The 14,784-nt window shown below is 69.1% G+C and carries 12 protein-coding genes; 7 read left to right on the top strand and 5 right to left on the bottom strand.

Going from position 1 to position 14,784, the window contains the following annotated elements; all coding sequences use genetic code 11:
* Positions 1 to 45 precede the first annotated feature (45 nt).
* The 6 genes from Q1A87_RS02780 (at position 46) to Q1A87_RS02805 (ending at position 9,032) form a co-directional block, all read left to right on the top strand.
* Entirely contained in the window at positions 46 to 1,518 is a 1,473-nt protein-coding gene (locus tag Q1A87_RS02780) for a PLP-dependent aminotransferase family protein (protein ID WP_299646816.1), read from the top strand.
* Between the two features lie 139 nt (positions 1,519 to 1,657).
* Complete coding sequence (xsc, locus tag Q1A87_RS02785) at positions 1,658 to 3,436, top strand: sulfoacetaldehyde acetyltransferase (protein WP_299646818.1); 1,779 nt, start codon at positions 1,658 to 1,660, stop codon at positions 3,434 to 3,436.
* Positions 3,437 to 3,467: 31 nt separating this feature from the next.
* Positions 3,468 to 4,454 (top strand): phosphate acetyltransferase, encoded by a 987-nt coding sequence (gene pta, locus Q1A87_RS02790; protein ID WP_299646820.1) that lies wholly within the window; start codon positions 3,468 to 3,470, stop codon positions 4,452 to 4,454.
* Positions 4,451 to 7,279 carry a molybdopterin oxidoreductase family protein gene (locus Q1A87_RS02795; RefSeq protein ID WP_299646822.1) on the top strand — a complete coding sequence of 943 codons (2,829 nt, stop codon included), beginning with the start codon at positions 4,451 to 4,453 and terminating at the stop codon, positions 7,277 to 7,279. Before pta ends, Q1A87_RS02795 begins: the two co-directional genes overlap by 4 nt.
* Before the next feature lie 82 nt (positions 7,280 to 7,361).
* The gene (locus Q1A87_RS02800) at positions 7,362 to 8,123 is read left to right on the top strand and encodes a 4Fe-4S dicluster domain-containing protein (protein ID WP_299646824.1); all 762 of its coding nucleotides are present in this window, start codon (positions 7,362 to 7,364) and stop codon (positions 8,121 to 8,123) included.
* Positions 8,124 to 9,032, top strand: a complete 909-nt coding sequence (locus Q1A87_RS02805) for a DmsC/YnfH family molybdoenzyme membrane anchor subunit (protein ID WP_299646826.1) — start codon at positions 8,124 to 8,126, stop codon at positions 9,030 to 9,032.
* Positions 9,033 to 9,044: 12 nt separating this feature from the next.
* Here Q1A87_RS02805 and Q1A87_RS02810 read toward each other — a convergent pair whose 3' ends face one another.
* From Q1A87_RS02810 to Q1A87_RS02820, 3 genes are read right to left on the bottom strand one after another with little or no spacing between them, the layout of a single operon-like run.
* On the bottom strand, positions 9,045 to 10,511 hold the full coding sequence (locus Q1A87_RS02810) for a carboxypeptidase M32 (protein WP_299646828.1): 1,467 nt from the start codon (positions 10,509 to 10,511) through the stop codon (positions 9,045 to 9,047).
* 1 nt (position 10,512) lies between these two features.
* Positions 10,513 to 11,643 (bottom strand): heme A synthase, encoded by a 1,131-nt coding sequence (gene ctaA / locus Q1A87_RS02815; protein ID WP_299646830.1) that lies wholly within the window; start codon positions 11,641 to 11,643, stop codon positions 10,513 to 10,515.
* Positions 11,644 to 11,692: 49 nt separating this feature from the next.
* Complete coding sequence (locus Q1A87_RS02820; RefSeq protein ID WP_299647106.1) at positions 11,693 to 12,439, bottom strand: RNA methyltransferase; 747 nt, start codon at positions 12,437 to 12,439, stop codon at positions 11,693 to 11,695.
* Between the two features lie 194 nt (positions 12,440 to 12,633).
* On the opposite strand from Q1A87_RS02820, the gene Q1A87_RS02825 reads away from it, so the two are divergent.
* Positions 12,634 to 13,245, top strand: coding sequence for a thiamine phosphate synthase (locus tag Q1A87_RS02825; RefSeq protein ID WP_299646831.1), 612 nt, complete (start codon positions 12,634 to 12,636; stop codon positions 13,243 to 13,245).
* On the opposite strand, the gene Q1A87_RS02830 is transcribed toward Q1A87_RS02825, so the two are convergent.
* Positions 13,213 to 14,064, bottom strand: coding sequence for a lysophospholipid acyltransferase family protein (locus Q1A87_RS02830; RefSeq protein WP_299647108.1), 852 nt, complete (start codon positions 14,062 to 14,064; stop codon positions 13,213 to 13,215). The two genes, Q1A87_RS02825 and Q1A87_RS02830, sit on opposite strands and share 33 nt — an antisense overlap.
* On the bottom strand, positions 14,064 to 14,762 hold the full coding sequence (locus Q1A87_RS02835; protein WP_299646833.1) for a GNAT family N-acyltransferase: 699 nt from the start codon (positions 14,760 to 14,762) through the stop codon (positions 14,064 to 14,066). Before Q1A87_RS02835 ends, Q1A87_RS02830 begins: the two co-directional genes overlap by 1 nt.
* Positions 14,763 to 14,784: the final 22 nt, after the last annotated feature.

Raw genomic sequence — 14,784 nt, forward strand, 5'->3', positions numbered from 1 at the left:
CCCGAGGGCTTCTCCGTCCAGTTCTCCGGCGCTATAGGACCAGTCATGGTCGTCGCCGTCGAACAGTTCATCCTCGACCCCGCCCATCGCGGCACGCTGCAGCGGCAGTTGCAGGAGATCGTCACGAACGGCGTCCTGTCCGGACGCTTCCGTCCCGGCGACCGGATGCCCTCCTCGCGCGGCCTGGCCCGGCATCTCGGGATCAGCCGCATCACGGTGACGCTGGCCTATACCGACCTCGTGGCCAGCGACTACCTGACGGCACGCGGGCGGTCGGGCTATTTCGTCTCCGAAAGCGCGCCGGAGCCGGCGCCGATGCCGACGCCCGCGCGGTCCGAAAGCCGGGTGGACTGGTCGCGCGCGATCGGCCAACGCTTTCCGGCGAGCCAGATCATCGCCCGGCCCGAGGATTGGCGCCGCTACCGCTACCCGTTCATCTACGGCCAGACCGACGCGCGGCTCTTCGACCACCAGAACTGGCGCAAATGCGCGCTGCAGGCGCTCGGCACGCGCGAGTTCCGGACGCTGACCGAGGACAGCTACGGCCGCGACGACCCGTTCCTCGTCGACCAGATCATCCGTCACATCCTGCCACGAAGGGGGATCGCCGCCGATCCGTCCGAGGTGCTGATCACGATGGGGGCGCAGAACGCGCTCTGGACCCTGACGCAGGTCCTGCTGACCCAGCGCCGGACCGCGGTGATGGAGCGGCCCTGCTATCCGGCCCTGCGCGGGATCCTGGAGCGGTCACGTTGCCTGACCGCAGAGATTCCGGTGGACGATCACGGCCTGCCGCCCGACGCCATTCCGAGGGAGGCCGACGTCGTCTTCGTCACCCCGTCGCACCAATGTCCGACCTCGGCGACCATGCCCGTCGCACGCCGGCGGGCGCTGCTGGCTCGCGCCGAGCGCGACGACTTCCTCGTCGTGGAGGACGATTACGAGCCGGAACTCGCCTTTCACGGTGCGCCCGCCCCGGCGCTCAAGTCGCTCGACCGAGGCGGGCGGGTCGCCTATATCGGCAGCTTCGCCAAGTCGCTCTTTCCCGGCCTGCGCCTGGGCTACGTCGTCGCGCCCGAGCCGCTGATCCGGGAACTCCGCGCGCTTCGCTGGCTCACCATGCGGCACGTGCCGGGACATCTGCAGAGGGCGACCGCCTTCTTCCTCGCCGGCGGGCATCTCGACGCGCAGGTGCACCGACTGGCCCGCGCCTTCCGCGAGCGACGTTCGGTGGCGGAACGCGCGATAACCGCGCATGGCTTGCAGATCGCCGGGACGGGCACGTTCGGCGGCTCCTCGATCTGGATGCGCGCGCCGGAGGGCGTGGCGTCCTCGGCGCTCGCGCAGGCCCTCAGGGATTGCGACGTGCTGATCGAGCCTGCGGGCCCGTTCTTCGGCCCCGGGCGCGATCCGGAGACGCATTACCGCCTCGCCTATTCCTCGATCGCCGCCGCAGACATTCCAGAAGGGATCGCGCGGATCGCAGAAACCGGCGCGCAGTTGGCGGAGACCGGATGAGCCGGACCGATTTGGCCATAGGCCGCGGTTCGGTCTGGACCTATCCCGCCCTTGACCGCCTGCCTAATCTGGAAGCAACATGAAACGAATTGAGACTTCGCGTCTCGATGTCGCTAGGATCGCTCCGGGGGAATTGGCCATGAAAATGACGACCGAAGAAGCCTTCGTGAAGGTCCTGCAAAGGCATGGTATCCGTCACGCCTTCGGCATCATCGGCTCGGCCATGATGCCGATTTCCGACATATTTCCGGCCGCCGGGATCACCTTCTGGGACTGCGCGCACGAGGGATCGGCAGGCATGATGGCCGACGGCTACACTCGTGCGACGGGCGAGATGAGCATGATGATCGCCCAGAACGGCCCGGGCATCACCAACTTCGTCACCGCCGTAAAAACGGCTTACTGGAACCATACCCCGCTCCTTCTCGTGACGCCGCAGGCGGCGAACAAGACCATCGGTCAGGGCGGCTTTCAGGAAGTCGAGCAGATGAAGCTGTTCGAGGACATGGTGGCCTACCAGGAGGAGGTCCGCGACCCGACCCGCGTGGCGGAGGTCCTGACCCGCGTGATCGCCAAGGCCAAGCGCCTCTCCGGTCCGGCGCAGATCAACATTCCCCGCGACTTCTGGACCCAGGAGGTCGATCTCGACATTCCCGACCCCGTGGAGTTCGAGGTTTCCCCGGGCGGTGAGAACTCGATCCGCCGCGCCGCCGAGCTGCTTTCGACGGCGAAGAACCCGGTCATCCTGAACGGTGCCGGCGTGGTGCTGTCCGAAGGCGGGATCGCCGCCTCGATGCAGCTCGCCGAACGGCTCGATGCGCCGGTCTGCGTCGGCTACCAGCACAACGACGCCTTCCCGGGCTCGCATCCGCTCTTCGCCGGCCCGCTGGGCTACAACGGCTCGAAGGCCGCGATGGAGCTCATCAAGGAGGCCGACGTCGTGCTCTGCCTCGGGACGCGGCTCAATCCGTTCTCCACCCTGCCCGGCTACGGCATGGAATACTGGCCCGCCGAGGCGCGGATCATCCAGGTTGACATCAACCCCGACCGGATCGGCCTGACCAAGAAGGTCTCCGTCGGCATCGTCGGCGACGCCGCCAAGGTCGCGAGCGGCATTCTCGAGAGCCTCTCCGACAACGCCGGCGATGCCGGACGCGAGCAACGCAAGGATCGTATCGCGCAGACGAAATCGGCCTGGAAGCAGCAGCTTTCCTCGATGGATCACGAGGACGACGACGAGGGCACGACCTGGAACCAGCGCGCCCGCGAGGCGAAGCCCGACTGGATGAGCCCCCGCATGGCGTGGCGCGCGATCCAGGCGGCGCTGCCGCGCGAGGCGATCATCTCGTCCGATATCGGCAACAACTGCGCCATCGGCAACGCCTACCCGGATTTCGACGAGGGGCGGAAATATCTCGCCCCCGGCCTCTTCGGCCCCTGCGGCTACGGCCTGCCGGCGATCGTCGGCGCCAAGATCGGGCGGCCAGACGTGCCGGTCGTAGGTTTTGCGGGCGACGGCGCCTTCGGCATCGCCGTGACCGAGCTGACGGCGATTGGTCGCGACGAATGGCCCCCGATCACGCAGATCGTGTTCCGCAACTACCAGTGGGGCGCGGAGAAGCGGAACTCGACGCTCTGGTTCGACGACAATTTCGTCGGCACCGAGCTCGACACTAGGGTGAGCTATGCCGGCATCGCGCAGGCCTGCGGCCTGAAGGGCGTGCAGGTCCGCACGATGGAGGAGCTGACCGCCGCGCTGAACGAGGCGATCCGCGACCAGATGGAGAACGACACGACCACGCTGATCGAGGTCATGCTGAACCAGGAGCTGGGCGAGCCCTTCCGCCGCGACGCGATGAAGAAGCCCGTTCGCGTCGCCGGCGTGTCGAAGGACGACATGAACGTCGCCGCGGAGTGATCCCCGGCGCCGCCATATCCGGACCGGTCCGATGACCTCACCGCTCGACACCCTGCGCGAACGGGCGCGCGCCGCCCGCCACCACGTCGTCCTTTCCGAAGGCACCGACGCCCGCGTGGTCGAGGCGGCGGCACGAGCGGTCCACGAGGGGATCGCCGAAGTCACGGTGCTCGCGCCCGAGGGGACCAAGCTACCCCGAGGCGTGACGCTCCGCGACCCGGCGACGGCCGAGACCGACGCGATGATCGAGGCCTATCTGGAAGCGCGCGCGCAGCGACACCCGACGCAGGAGGACGCGGCGAAGGCGGTGCGCGACCCGTTGGTCCACGCCGCCCTCATGGTCCGGACGGGCCGGGCCGACAACACGATCGGCGGCGCGGTCCATACGACCTCCGACACGGTCCGCATCGCGCTGCAGGTGATCGGCACCGCCCCGGGTGTGCCGCTCGTCTCCAGCTTTTTCCTGATGGTCCTGCCGGAGACGCATCCGACCCGTCCCGGCGGGGCGATGATCTTCTCGGATTGCGCCATCGTCATCGAGCCCGACGCCGAGGAACTCGCCGCCATCGCGCGCCAGGCTGCCGCCTCCGCCCGGGCACTTCTCGGCATCGACCCGCGCGTCGCGCTTCTGAGCTTCTCGACCAGGGGCAGCGCGCATCACCGGCGAGTTACGAAGGTCACGGAGGCGCTCAAGCATCTTGCGGACGCCCCCTTCGCCGTCGATGGAGAGCTGCAGTTCGACGCCGCCTTCGACGCAGACGTCGGTGCCTCCAAGGCGCCGGGCAGCCCGGTCGCCGGTCACGCGGACGTGCTCGTCTTCCCGGATCTCGACGCCGGCAACATCGCCTACAAGATCGCCCAGCGGATCGGCGGCGCGACGGCCATCGGCCCCATCCTGCAGGGCCTGGCCAAGCCCGCCAACGACCTGTCGCGCGGGTGCAGCACGGGCGACATCCTCGACATGATCGCGGTCACCTCCGCGCAGATCGACGCTTTGCAAAAGGCGGAGACGACATGAACCAGCCTAAGCTGAACCTCTCGCCCAAGGTCTCCGACGAGATCCGGAAGACGACCTGCTACATGTGCGCCTGCCGCTGCGGCATCGATGTGCACATCAACCACACGGCCGAGGGCGATAAGGTCGCCTATATCGAGGGCAACCGCGACCACCCGGTCAACCGCGGCGTCCTCTGCGCCAAGGGCTCGGCCGGGATCATGCAGCACAACGCGCCCTCCCGCCTGCGCGCGCCGATGAAGCGCACCGGGCCGCGCGGCTCCGGCGAGTTCGAGGAGATCAGCTGGGAGGAAGCGTTCGACATCGCCGAGGGCTGGCTACGCCCGATCCGCGAGACCGACCCGTCGAAGCTCGCCTTCTTCACCGGCCGCGACCAGTCGCAGAGCTTCACCTCCTGGTGGGCGCAGGCCTTCGGCACGCCGAACTACGCCGCGCACGGGGGCTTCTGTTCGGTCAACATGGCGGCGGGCGGCATCTACACGATCGGTGGCGCCTTCTGGGAGTTCGGGCAGCCAGACTGGGACCGCACGCGCCTCTTCATCCTGTTCGGCGTAGCCGAGGATCACGACAGCAACCCGCTCAAGATGGGGATCGGCAAGCTCAAGAAGCGCGGCGCCAAGGTCGTGGGCGTCAACCCGGTCCGCTCCGGCTACAACGCGGTGGCCGACGAATGGTACGGGATCACGCCGGGCACCGATGGCCTGCTGATCCTGTCGCTCGTGCACTGCCTGCTGAAAGCTGGCCGGATCGACCTCGAATACCTGCGCGACTACACCGATGCGCCGGTGCTGATCGACGCCGACCCCGCCTCGCCGAGCAACGGGCTCGCGCTGCTCGACGATGACGGCCACAAGCTCGTCTGGTGCCGCGACGAACAGCGCGCCCGCTGCTTCGACGCCGAGACGGTGAATCCCGACCTCGCCGGGAAATGGGAGCGGGATGGAATCGTCCATCGCACAGTCTTCCAGCACATGATCGACAAGTATCTCGACGCGCAATACGCCCCAGAGGCCGTGGCCGGCCGCGTCGGCATCTCCGCCGGCCGCATCCGGGCGCTCGCCACCGAGATCGCCCGGGTCGCCTTCGAGGAGGCGATCGAGCTCGACATCCCCTGGACCGATTTCCGCGGTCGCCGGCACGCGACGATGAAGGGCCGCCCCGTCAGCTTCCACGCCATGCGCGGCATCTCCGCCCACGCCAACGGGTTCCAGACCTGCCGCGCGCTGCACATGCTGCAAATCCTCATCGGCAGCGTCGAGACGCCGGGGGGGTTCCGCTTCAAGCCGCCCTACCCCAAGCCCGCCACCGCGCATCCGAAGCCGCACCGGCACCACCAGCCGAACGCGCCGCTGAACGGTCCGCATCTGGGCTTCGTCCACGGACCGGAGGACCTCGCCCTGCGCGCGGATGGCACACCTGCCCGCATCGACAAGGCCTTCACCTGGGAGAACCCGTTATCGGCTCACGGGCTGATGCACATGGTGATCTCGAACGCCCATGCGGGCGACCCCTACCGCATCGACACGCTGCTTCTCTACATGGCGAACATGGCGTGGAACTCGTCGATGAACACGCGCGGCACGATGGAGATGCTGGCGGACACCGACGAGAATGGCGACTACGTCATCCCGCACATCATCTATGCCGATACCTACTCCTCGGAGACGGTGGCCTATGCCGACCTGATCCTGCCCGACACGACCTATCTCGAGCGGCACGACTGCATTTCCCTCCTCGACCGCCCGATCTCCGAGGCGGAGGCGGCGGCCGACGCGATCCGCTGGCCGGTCGTCGAACCCGACCGCGACGTGCGCAGCTTCCAGACCGCGATGCTCCAGCTCGGGTCGCAACTCGGCTTGCCCGGCATGGTCAAGGACGACGGTACCCCGAAGTTCGCCGACTTCGCGGACTACATGGTGAATCACGAGCGCAGGCCGGGCATCGGGCCGCTGATGGGCTGGCGCGGCGACGGGACGGAGACGGGACGCGGCGCGCCCAACCCCGCGCAGCTCGACCGCTACATCGAGAACGGCGGCTTCTGCCTCGCGCATGTTCCCGACGAAGGGCAGTTCATGAAGCCCTGGAACAAGGCCTATCAGGACTGGGCGGTGGAGATCGGGCTCTTCGACAAGCCTTCCCCCTATATTTTTACGCTGTGGTGCGAGCCGTTGCGACGGTTCCAGCTCGCCGCCGAAGGCGTGGGCGATCTGCAGCCGCCCGATCATCTGCGCGACCGGATGCGGGCGACGATGGACCCCCTGCCGATCTGGTGGGACCCGTCGGACGGTCAGGACGGCGGCGGGGAATACGACGTCCACGCACTCACGCAGCGTCCGATGGCGATGTACCATTCCTGGGGCACGCAGAACGCCTGGCTGCGCCAGATCCACGGCCGCAACCCGATGTACCTGCCCACCGAAATCTGGGAGGCCGAAGGCTTCGCGGACGGCGATTGGGCCCGGATCGTCTCGCCGCACGGCGCGATCACGGTGCCGGTCGCGCACATGCCGGCGCTCAACCACCGGACGATCTGGACCTGGAACGCGATCGGCAAGCGCAAGGGCGCCTGGGCGCTGCACGACAACGCGCCGGAGACGGAGAAGGGGTTCCTCCTCAACCACCTGATCCACGAGCTTCTGCCGCCGAGGAAGGACGGGATGCGCTGGTCGAACTCCGACCCGATCACCGGGCAGGCCGCGTGGTTCGACCTCAAGGTACGCGTCGAGAAGACCGCGCCCCCCGCCGACCACGCCTCGAAGCCCGGTCTCGCGCCGCAGGCCTCGCCCGTGGGCCAGGGACCCGGCGAACTCCGCTGGGAAGTCAAATGAGCCTTCTTCTTGGCTCAAATACTCGTTCCGCCGTCGCCACTCACGCAACGCGGCGGCGGCGCGACGCGAGGGAGGCCCTTCCATGACCGCCCTGCCCGAGAGGACCGAGAAAAAGCTCGGCCTCGTCATCGACCTCGACACCTGCGTCGGCTGCCATGCCTGCGTCATAGCCTGCAAGGGCTGGAACACGCAGCATTACGGCGCGCCACTCTCGGATCAGGACGCCTACGGCGACGCCTCCGGCACCTTCCTGAACCGCATCCATTCCTATCAGGTCGAGCCGGAGCATGGGGCTTCGCAGACGATCCACTTCCCGAAATCCTGCCTGCATTGCGAGGACGCGCCCTGCGTCACGGTCTGCCCGACGGGGGCGAGCTACAAGCGGGCGGAGGACGGGATCGTGCTCGTCAACGAGGATGCCTGCATGGGCTGCGGCCTCTGCGCCTGGGCCTGTCCCTATGGCGCGCGGGAGGTCGACATGGCCGCGGGCATCATGAAGAAATGCACCCTCTGCGTGGATCGGATCTACAACGAAAACCTGCCCGAGGCTGACCGCCAGCCCGCCTGCGTGCGCACCTGCCCCTCCGGCGCACGCCATTTCGGCGACCTGGGCGACCCGGACAGCGACGTGAGCCGCCTCGTGGCCGAACGCGGCGGGGTCGACCTCATGCCCGAGCAGAACACGAAACCGGTGAACCAGTACCTCCCGCCGCGTCTCAAGGACCGACTGCAAGCGCCTGAAATGACGGGAGACGAGGACATCCTCGCGCCTTGGCTGGCCCCCGTCGCGGAGGAGCCGCAGGGGTTCCTGAAATGGCTCGACGGCGCGCTGGAGCGGCTCTGAATGCATCCCGCGCCGAGCGTCATCATCTTCTCCACCCTCTCGGGCGCGGGGTTCGGCCTGCTGATCTTTCTTGGCCTGGGGTTGCCGGTCGTCGAGGGCTGGATCGCCTTGGTCTTCTACCTCATCGCCTTCGGGCTCACCGTCATCGGCCTTCTCTCCTCGGTCTTCCACCTGAAGAACCGCAAGAACGCCTGGCGCAGCTACAGCCAGTGGCGCTCCTCCTGGCTCTCGCGGGAGGCCTTGGCGGCGGTGGCGTCGCTCGTCTTGATGGGGCTCTACGCCGCGGCGCAGGTCTTCCTCGCCACGACCATCGCCCCACTCGGCTGGCTCGGCGCGGCGCTGTCGCTCTTCACCGTCTACACGACCTCGATGATCTACACGCAGCTGCGCGCCGTGCCGCGCTGGAACCAGTGGGCCACGCCCGTCCTGTTCCTGACCGCCTCGCTCGCGGGCGGTGCGCTTTTATCGGGCAACGGAACCGTCGCCATCCTATTGCTCGCGCTGCTGGGCGTCGTGGTCCTCTGGCACTGGTGGAAGGGCGACCGGCGCTTCGGCGAGGTCGGCTCCACGCTCGAGACGGCCACGCGGCTCGAGGGCCGCGTGAAGCTCTGGGAGAAGCCGCATACCGGCGAGAACTACCTGACGCGGGAGATGGTCTATCAGATCGGCCGCCGCCACGCCGTCAAGCTCCGCGTGATCGCGATGGGCCTGATGGTCGTCCTGCCGCTCCTCGTTCTCCTCCTCCTCGGCGCCCATCACGTCACCGGCGCGGTCGCCGTCCTGAGCTATCTAGCCGGCATGGCCGTGCAGCGATGGCTGTTCTTCGCCGAAGCCGAGCATGTCGTCGGCCTCTATTACGGGGCGCACGGCAACATCACCGCCAATTCGTCGGAGCGGACGCCGGCCTGACCGCCGCCCGGATCAGGGGTAGAGGTCGGCGAACTTGGCCTCGAGATAGGCGAGCAGCGGCTCCGCCGACGGCGCCTCGCCCGTGGCGTGCGCGACGGTCTTCGCCGGCATCCGCAGAGACCCGTAGCGCTGCAGGTGCTCGCGCATCCATCCGGTCGCCGGGGACGGATCGCCCGACGCCAGCGCGTCGTCGATCCCCGCCACGTCGCGCCGCGCCGCCGCCATCAGGCATCCCGCGTAGAGGTTGCCCAACGAATAGGTCGGGAAATAGCCCATCAGGCCGACCGACCAATGCACGTCCTGCATGAACCCGTTGGAGGGCCGATCGACGGCAACGCCGAAATCCTCGGCGAAGCGGTCGTTCCACGCGGCCTCCAGTTCGGCGACCTCGAGTTCGCCCCGCATCAGCGCCCGCTCCAGATCGAAGCGCAGCATGATGTGGAGATTGTAGTGCAGCTCGTCCGCCTCCGTTCGGATGTAACCCGAGCGCACCCCGTTCACCGCATGGTAGAAGTCCCGCTCCGAGCCGACCCCCAGATCGCCGAACGCATCGCGCATCCGCCCGTAGAGCCAGCCGCAATAGGCCTCCGAGCGGCCCATCTGGTTCTCGTAGCTGCGAGACTGGCTCTCGTGGACGCCCATGCTCGCGCCCTTGCCGATGGGCGTCAGCAGGTAGGCCGGATCGACGTCCTGCTCGTAGGCGGCGTGGCCGACCTCGTGGATGGTCGAGTACAGGCAGTTGAACGGATCGGCCTCGTCCACCCGCGTCGTGATCCGCACGTCGAGCCCGGAGCCCGAGGAGAAGGGATGCACGGCGAGGTCGAGCCGCCCGCGCTGGAAATCGTAGCCGTAAGCCCCGGCGATCTCGGCGGCGAGGGCGAGCTGCGCGTCCTTCGGAAAGGTGCCGGAGACATGCGGCGCGGGTTCCGCGTCGAGCGCCCGCGCGAGCAGCGCGACGAGCCGGGGGCGCATCGCGTCGAACATGGCGGCCATCGCGTCGGACGACCCGCCCGGCTCGTAATCCTGCATCAGCGCGTCGTAGGGATCGCCCCCCTCGGCCAGCGCCTGCCCTTCCTCGCGCCGGAGCCGCACCACCTCCGCCAGCACCGGCAGGAACGCCGCCGCGTCGTCGTGTGCCCGCGCCGTCGCCCATTGCCCCTGCGCCAGCGAGGTGACGCGGGCGAGCTCGGCCGCGAGCCGGGCGGGCACCTTGCGGCTGCGTGCGTAGACCCGCCGGATTTCGCGCAGGTTGGCGTCGGCCACCGCGTCGGGCGCATGCGCCTCCCCGAGCCAGTCGCCCAGGCGGGGATCGGTGCGGCGCGCATGCAGCACTTCTTCCAGCGCGGCCATCTCCTCGGCGCGTTGGGGCGCGGCTCCGCGCGGCATGAAGGTCTCCTGGTCCCATCCGGTTCGCCCGGCCACCTCGTCCAGGGCCTGCGTCGTGCGCTGGAACGCCATCAGATCGTCGTAGGCCGGCATGTCAGCTCCTCACGGATTGCGGCAGGGAATATTTTGCCCGGTGACGGGCGCGGACCGCGAGGCAGATCAGGATCACCGCGCCGAACTGGTGCAGGATCGCGATGTGCCACGGCGCGCCGTAGAGGACGGTGACGATGCCGAGCAGCATCTGCACGATCGCCATGTGCATGACGCCCGAGAAGGCCACGCGCGTCTTGCGGTTCGCCGAGCGGCGCGCCCGCCACCAGACGTAGATCGTGGCGGCGAGCACGGCGTAGCCGGTCAGGCGGTGGAAGAACTGCACGGTCCCGTCGTTCTCGAACAGGTTGCGCCACCAGGGCGCGATCTCCCACATCGCGGGCGGCAGGAACTCCCCCGCCATCAGCGGCCAGTCGGTGTAGTTCCGCCCCGCGTCGAGCCCCGCGACGAGGGCGCCGATCAGAACCTGCAGGAAGATCAGCCCGATCAACCATGTCCCCGCCCGCATCAGCCGCGGCTCCGCCAGCCGCCGCGCCTGGAGCAGCGCCGCCTCCGGCCGCGACATCGACAAGGCGTACCACGCGATCAGTGACAGGATCGCGAAGGCCAGACCCAGATGCGTGGCCAGCCGGTAGGACGCCACGTCGGTCATCGTCCCGCCAAGCCCGCTCGACACCATCCACCAACCGATCGCGCCCTGTAGCCCGCCGAGCACGCCTAGCCCGGCGAGCCGGCCGGTCCAGCCCGGCGGCATCTTCCGCGTTACGAGCAGCCCGGCGAAGCCCAGCAGCCAGACCAGCCCGATCACCCGGCCGAGCTGCCGGTGACCCCATTCCCACCAGTAGATCGACTTGAACTCGGCAAGCGACATGCCGACGTTCTGGAGCTCGTATTCCGGGATCTGCCGGTAGAGCTCGAACTCCGCCTCCCACGCCGCCGCGCTCATCGGCGGCAGCGCGCCGGTGACGGGGCGCCATTCGGTGATCGACAGGCCGGAATCGGTGAGCCGGGTCAGCCCGCCCACGGTGATCATCGCCACGACGAGCACGAAGAGCACGACAAGCCAGATCCGCACCGCGGCCCGGGAGCCGCGCCGCGCCGCGTCGATCCCGCCGGTCCTCGCGACGGGACGCTCCGCCGTGTCGAGTTCCTGGAATATCGCACGTTTCGCCATGTCCGCCTCCGTCGTTCCGACCCGCTCGCCGCAAGCCGCAGCTATGGGTTCAGCCGCGTTCTTTCCAGCGCACCATCTGCCGCATCATGCCGTGAAAGATCTGCACGTCCGCGCGGGTCAGCGGCAACCGCGACCAGAGGTTGCGCAGGTTCACCTTCATCGCGGCGGCCTTGCCTTCCGGAAAGAAGAATCCGGCCGCCGCCAACCGCTCCTCGTAATGCGCCACCAGCGCGTCGCGCTCGGCGTGGCTGGCCCATTGGGTGCCCGCCATCGCGACCTCCACCGGGGCGGGCGCGTCGGTCGCGCGACGCCATTCGTAGCCCATCACGAGCACGCATTGCGCGAGGTTGAGCGAGGCGAAGGCCGGGTTCGTCGGAACGCTCACGATCGCATCGGCCCGGGCCACGTCGTCGTTCTCGAGCCCGGTCCGTTCGGGGCCGAACAGGATCGCCACGCGCTCGCCGCGCAGGCCGCGCGCGCGGGCCTCGGCCATGGCGGCCTCGGGCGAATAGACCGGCTTGGTCAGGTCGCGGTCGCGGGCCGTGGTCGCGAAGACCATCGTGCAGTCGCCAACCGCGTCCGCCGTCGTCTCCGACAACCGCACCTGGTCGAGCACCCGCCCCGCCCCGGAGGCGAGCGCCACCGCCCGTTCGTTGGGCCAGCCGTCGCGCGGCGCGACGACGCGCAGGTGCGTGAGACCGAAATTGAGCATGGCGCGGGCGGAGGCGCCGATATTCTCGCCCATCTGCGGACGGACGAGGACGAAGGCGGGGGGCGTGAGCGTCGCGGCGGCCATCGCGGGGCCGAATTCGTCAAGTGAGGTTACTAATTCTTCGTTCACCGGCTCAACCTTCCGTCAACCGGGCTTCGCCGTTCGTCAACCCGTGCCCGCATGCCGCGCGGCCTACAGCGCGCGTCCGGGCGGTGCAACATTCGCCCGGCTTGCGGGTCCAGCCGCCTCTCGCTACTCGGACGGCGAAAGGACGCCCGATGACAGACATGCCGCAGATCTACCTCGTGACCCCGCCCGAGATCGACGCGGGCTTCGGGGACCGTCTCGCGCGTCTGCTCGACCGGACGGGGATCGCCTGCCTGCGCCTCGACCTCGCCTCCCGCGACGAGGATCGCGTGACCCGCGCCGCCGATCTCTGCCGGGATGTGGCGCATCGCTTCGACGTGCCGCTCGTCGTCACCGATCACGTGGCGCTTGTCGAGAAGCTGGGCCTCGACGGCGTGCATCTGACCGACCCCCGCCCGATCCGGAAGCTGCGCGCCGACTGGGGGCCGGACCCGATCCTCGGCGCATTCTGCGGTGTCTCGCGGCACGAGGGGATGAACGCGGGCGAGGCTGGGGCCGATTACGTCTCGTTCGGACCGGTCGGCGCGACGACGCTTGGCACCGGCGAGCGGGCGGAGCCCGAACTTTTCGCGTGGTGGTCGGAGATGATCGAGCTGCCGGTCGTGGCCGAAGGCGCGCTCACCCCCGACATGGTCGAGGCGCTGGCCGGCGTGACGGACTTCATCGCCCTGGGCGAAGAGGTCTGGTCGGCCGACGACCCGGCCGCGCGCCTAGCCGAGCTGACGGCCTTCTTCCGCGCCTGAGGCCGACCGCCCCGCCGCAAGCAGCCCGTCCCGCACCGCCGCCTCTGCCGCGCGGGCGAGCGACTTGCGGTCGTGTTGATCGGCGACGGCGAGGGGGGGGTGATAGATGACCTCGACTTGCCCGTGGCGCGGACAGGCCAGCACCTGCAGCAGATGAGGGCCGAAATCCTGGTCACCCCACCATCCGTAGAACGTCCCCGGCGCTCCCGGAGGCGGGTGGTAGGCCAGCGTGACCGGCTGCACCTGCATCGCCGGCAGGCCGGGGGAGAAGAACGCGGCAAATAGCGTCGTCTTGAACGGCAGGACGCGGCGGCCATCGGTGCTGGTTCCCTCGGGGAAGAACATGAGCCGCTGCCCGGCGCGGAGCCGCGCCTCGAACACCTTCCGCTGCGCATCCGCCTCGCGCGGATCGCGGCGGATGAAGACGGTGCCGGTCGCGCGGGCGAGCCAGCCGATGAACGGCCAGGCGGACACCTCGGCCTTGGAGACGAAGTAGATCCGCTTCGAGGCGTTCAGCGCGAAGATGTCGAGCCAGGAGACGTGGTTCGCCACCGCCGCGCCGACCCCCTCCATCACCGGCCCGCGCACCTCCCGCCCCATGCCGAGGATCGAGAAGGCGCCGCGACAGACGCCCCGGGTGATGTAGGGCGTGACCGGACGGTGCAGCCCGTGAAGTGGCCGCTCGATCAGGCGCAGGAGCAGCATCAGGAGGAGCCCGCCCAGCAGCAGCAGCGCCAGCGGCACGCCGCGGCGGAGGATGCGCAGCCAGTCGCGCGCGCCGAGCGTCCGCGGCGACGGTTGCGGCGCGTCGTCCCAGATCACCGCGCGGACGCCTCGACCCCGCGCAGCCCGCCCGGCAGGCGGGCCAGATGCGGCTCGAGGACCATGCAGACATCGACAGTGTTGAACGCCCGATCCACATAGGCCCCCTCGCCCACCCGGGCGCCGGCGCGAAGATAGGTCTTGATGAGCGATGGCACCTGCCGCATCGCCCCTCGCGGCGCTTCACCCCGGATCGCGATGGCGCCCGGGCCACGCGCGAAGGGTGCGATGACGCGAGGCGCGGGCGCCTCCGCCCGCAGGCGCCGCAGCGCGGGCATGTGGCGTTCGGGGTCGGCGCCCGCGAATGAGGCCGTGCCGACGAGATAGGCAACGCCCCGCGCCCGCATCTGCCGCAACAGTTCGCTGAACAGCAGCAGACCCGCCAACCCGTCGCGGTAGTCGCGGTGCACGCAGGCGCGTCCGGCCTCGGCGAGGGTGCGGCCGGTATCCCGCAACCGCGAGAGGTCGAACTCCCGCGCGGTGTAGCCGATGCCATCCGAGATCCGCAGCGTCGCGACGACCCCGATCTGCGGACGGGTTCGATCGCGCAGGATGAGATGGTCGGCCGTGGCGTCGAACGTGTCTGCCTCGGCCTTCGCGCCGAGTTCGTCGACGAAGCAGACCCGGCGCAGGGCATGCGCGGCGGCAACTTCCTCGGGATCGCGCGTCAGGGTCGGGATGAGGTCCGGCGGCATGGCCGCTGCCTAGGCCGGCCGT

The organism is uncultured Jannaschia sp., assembly GCF_947494055.1.
GTDB lineage: Bacteria > Pseudomonadota > Alphaproteobacteria > Rhodobacterales > Rhodobacteraceae > Jannaschia.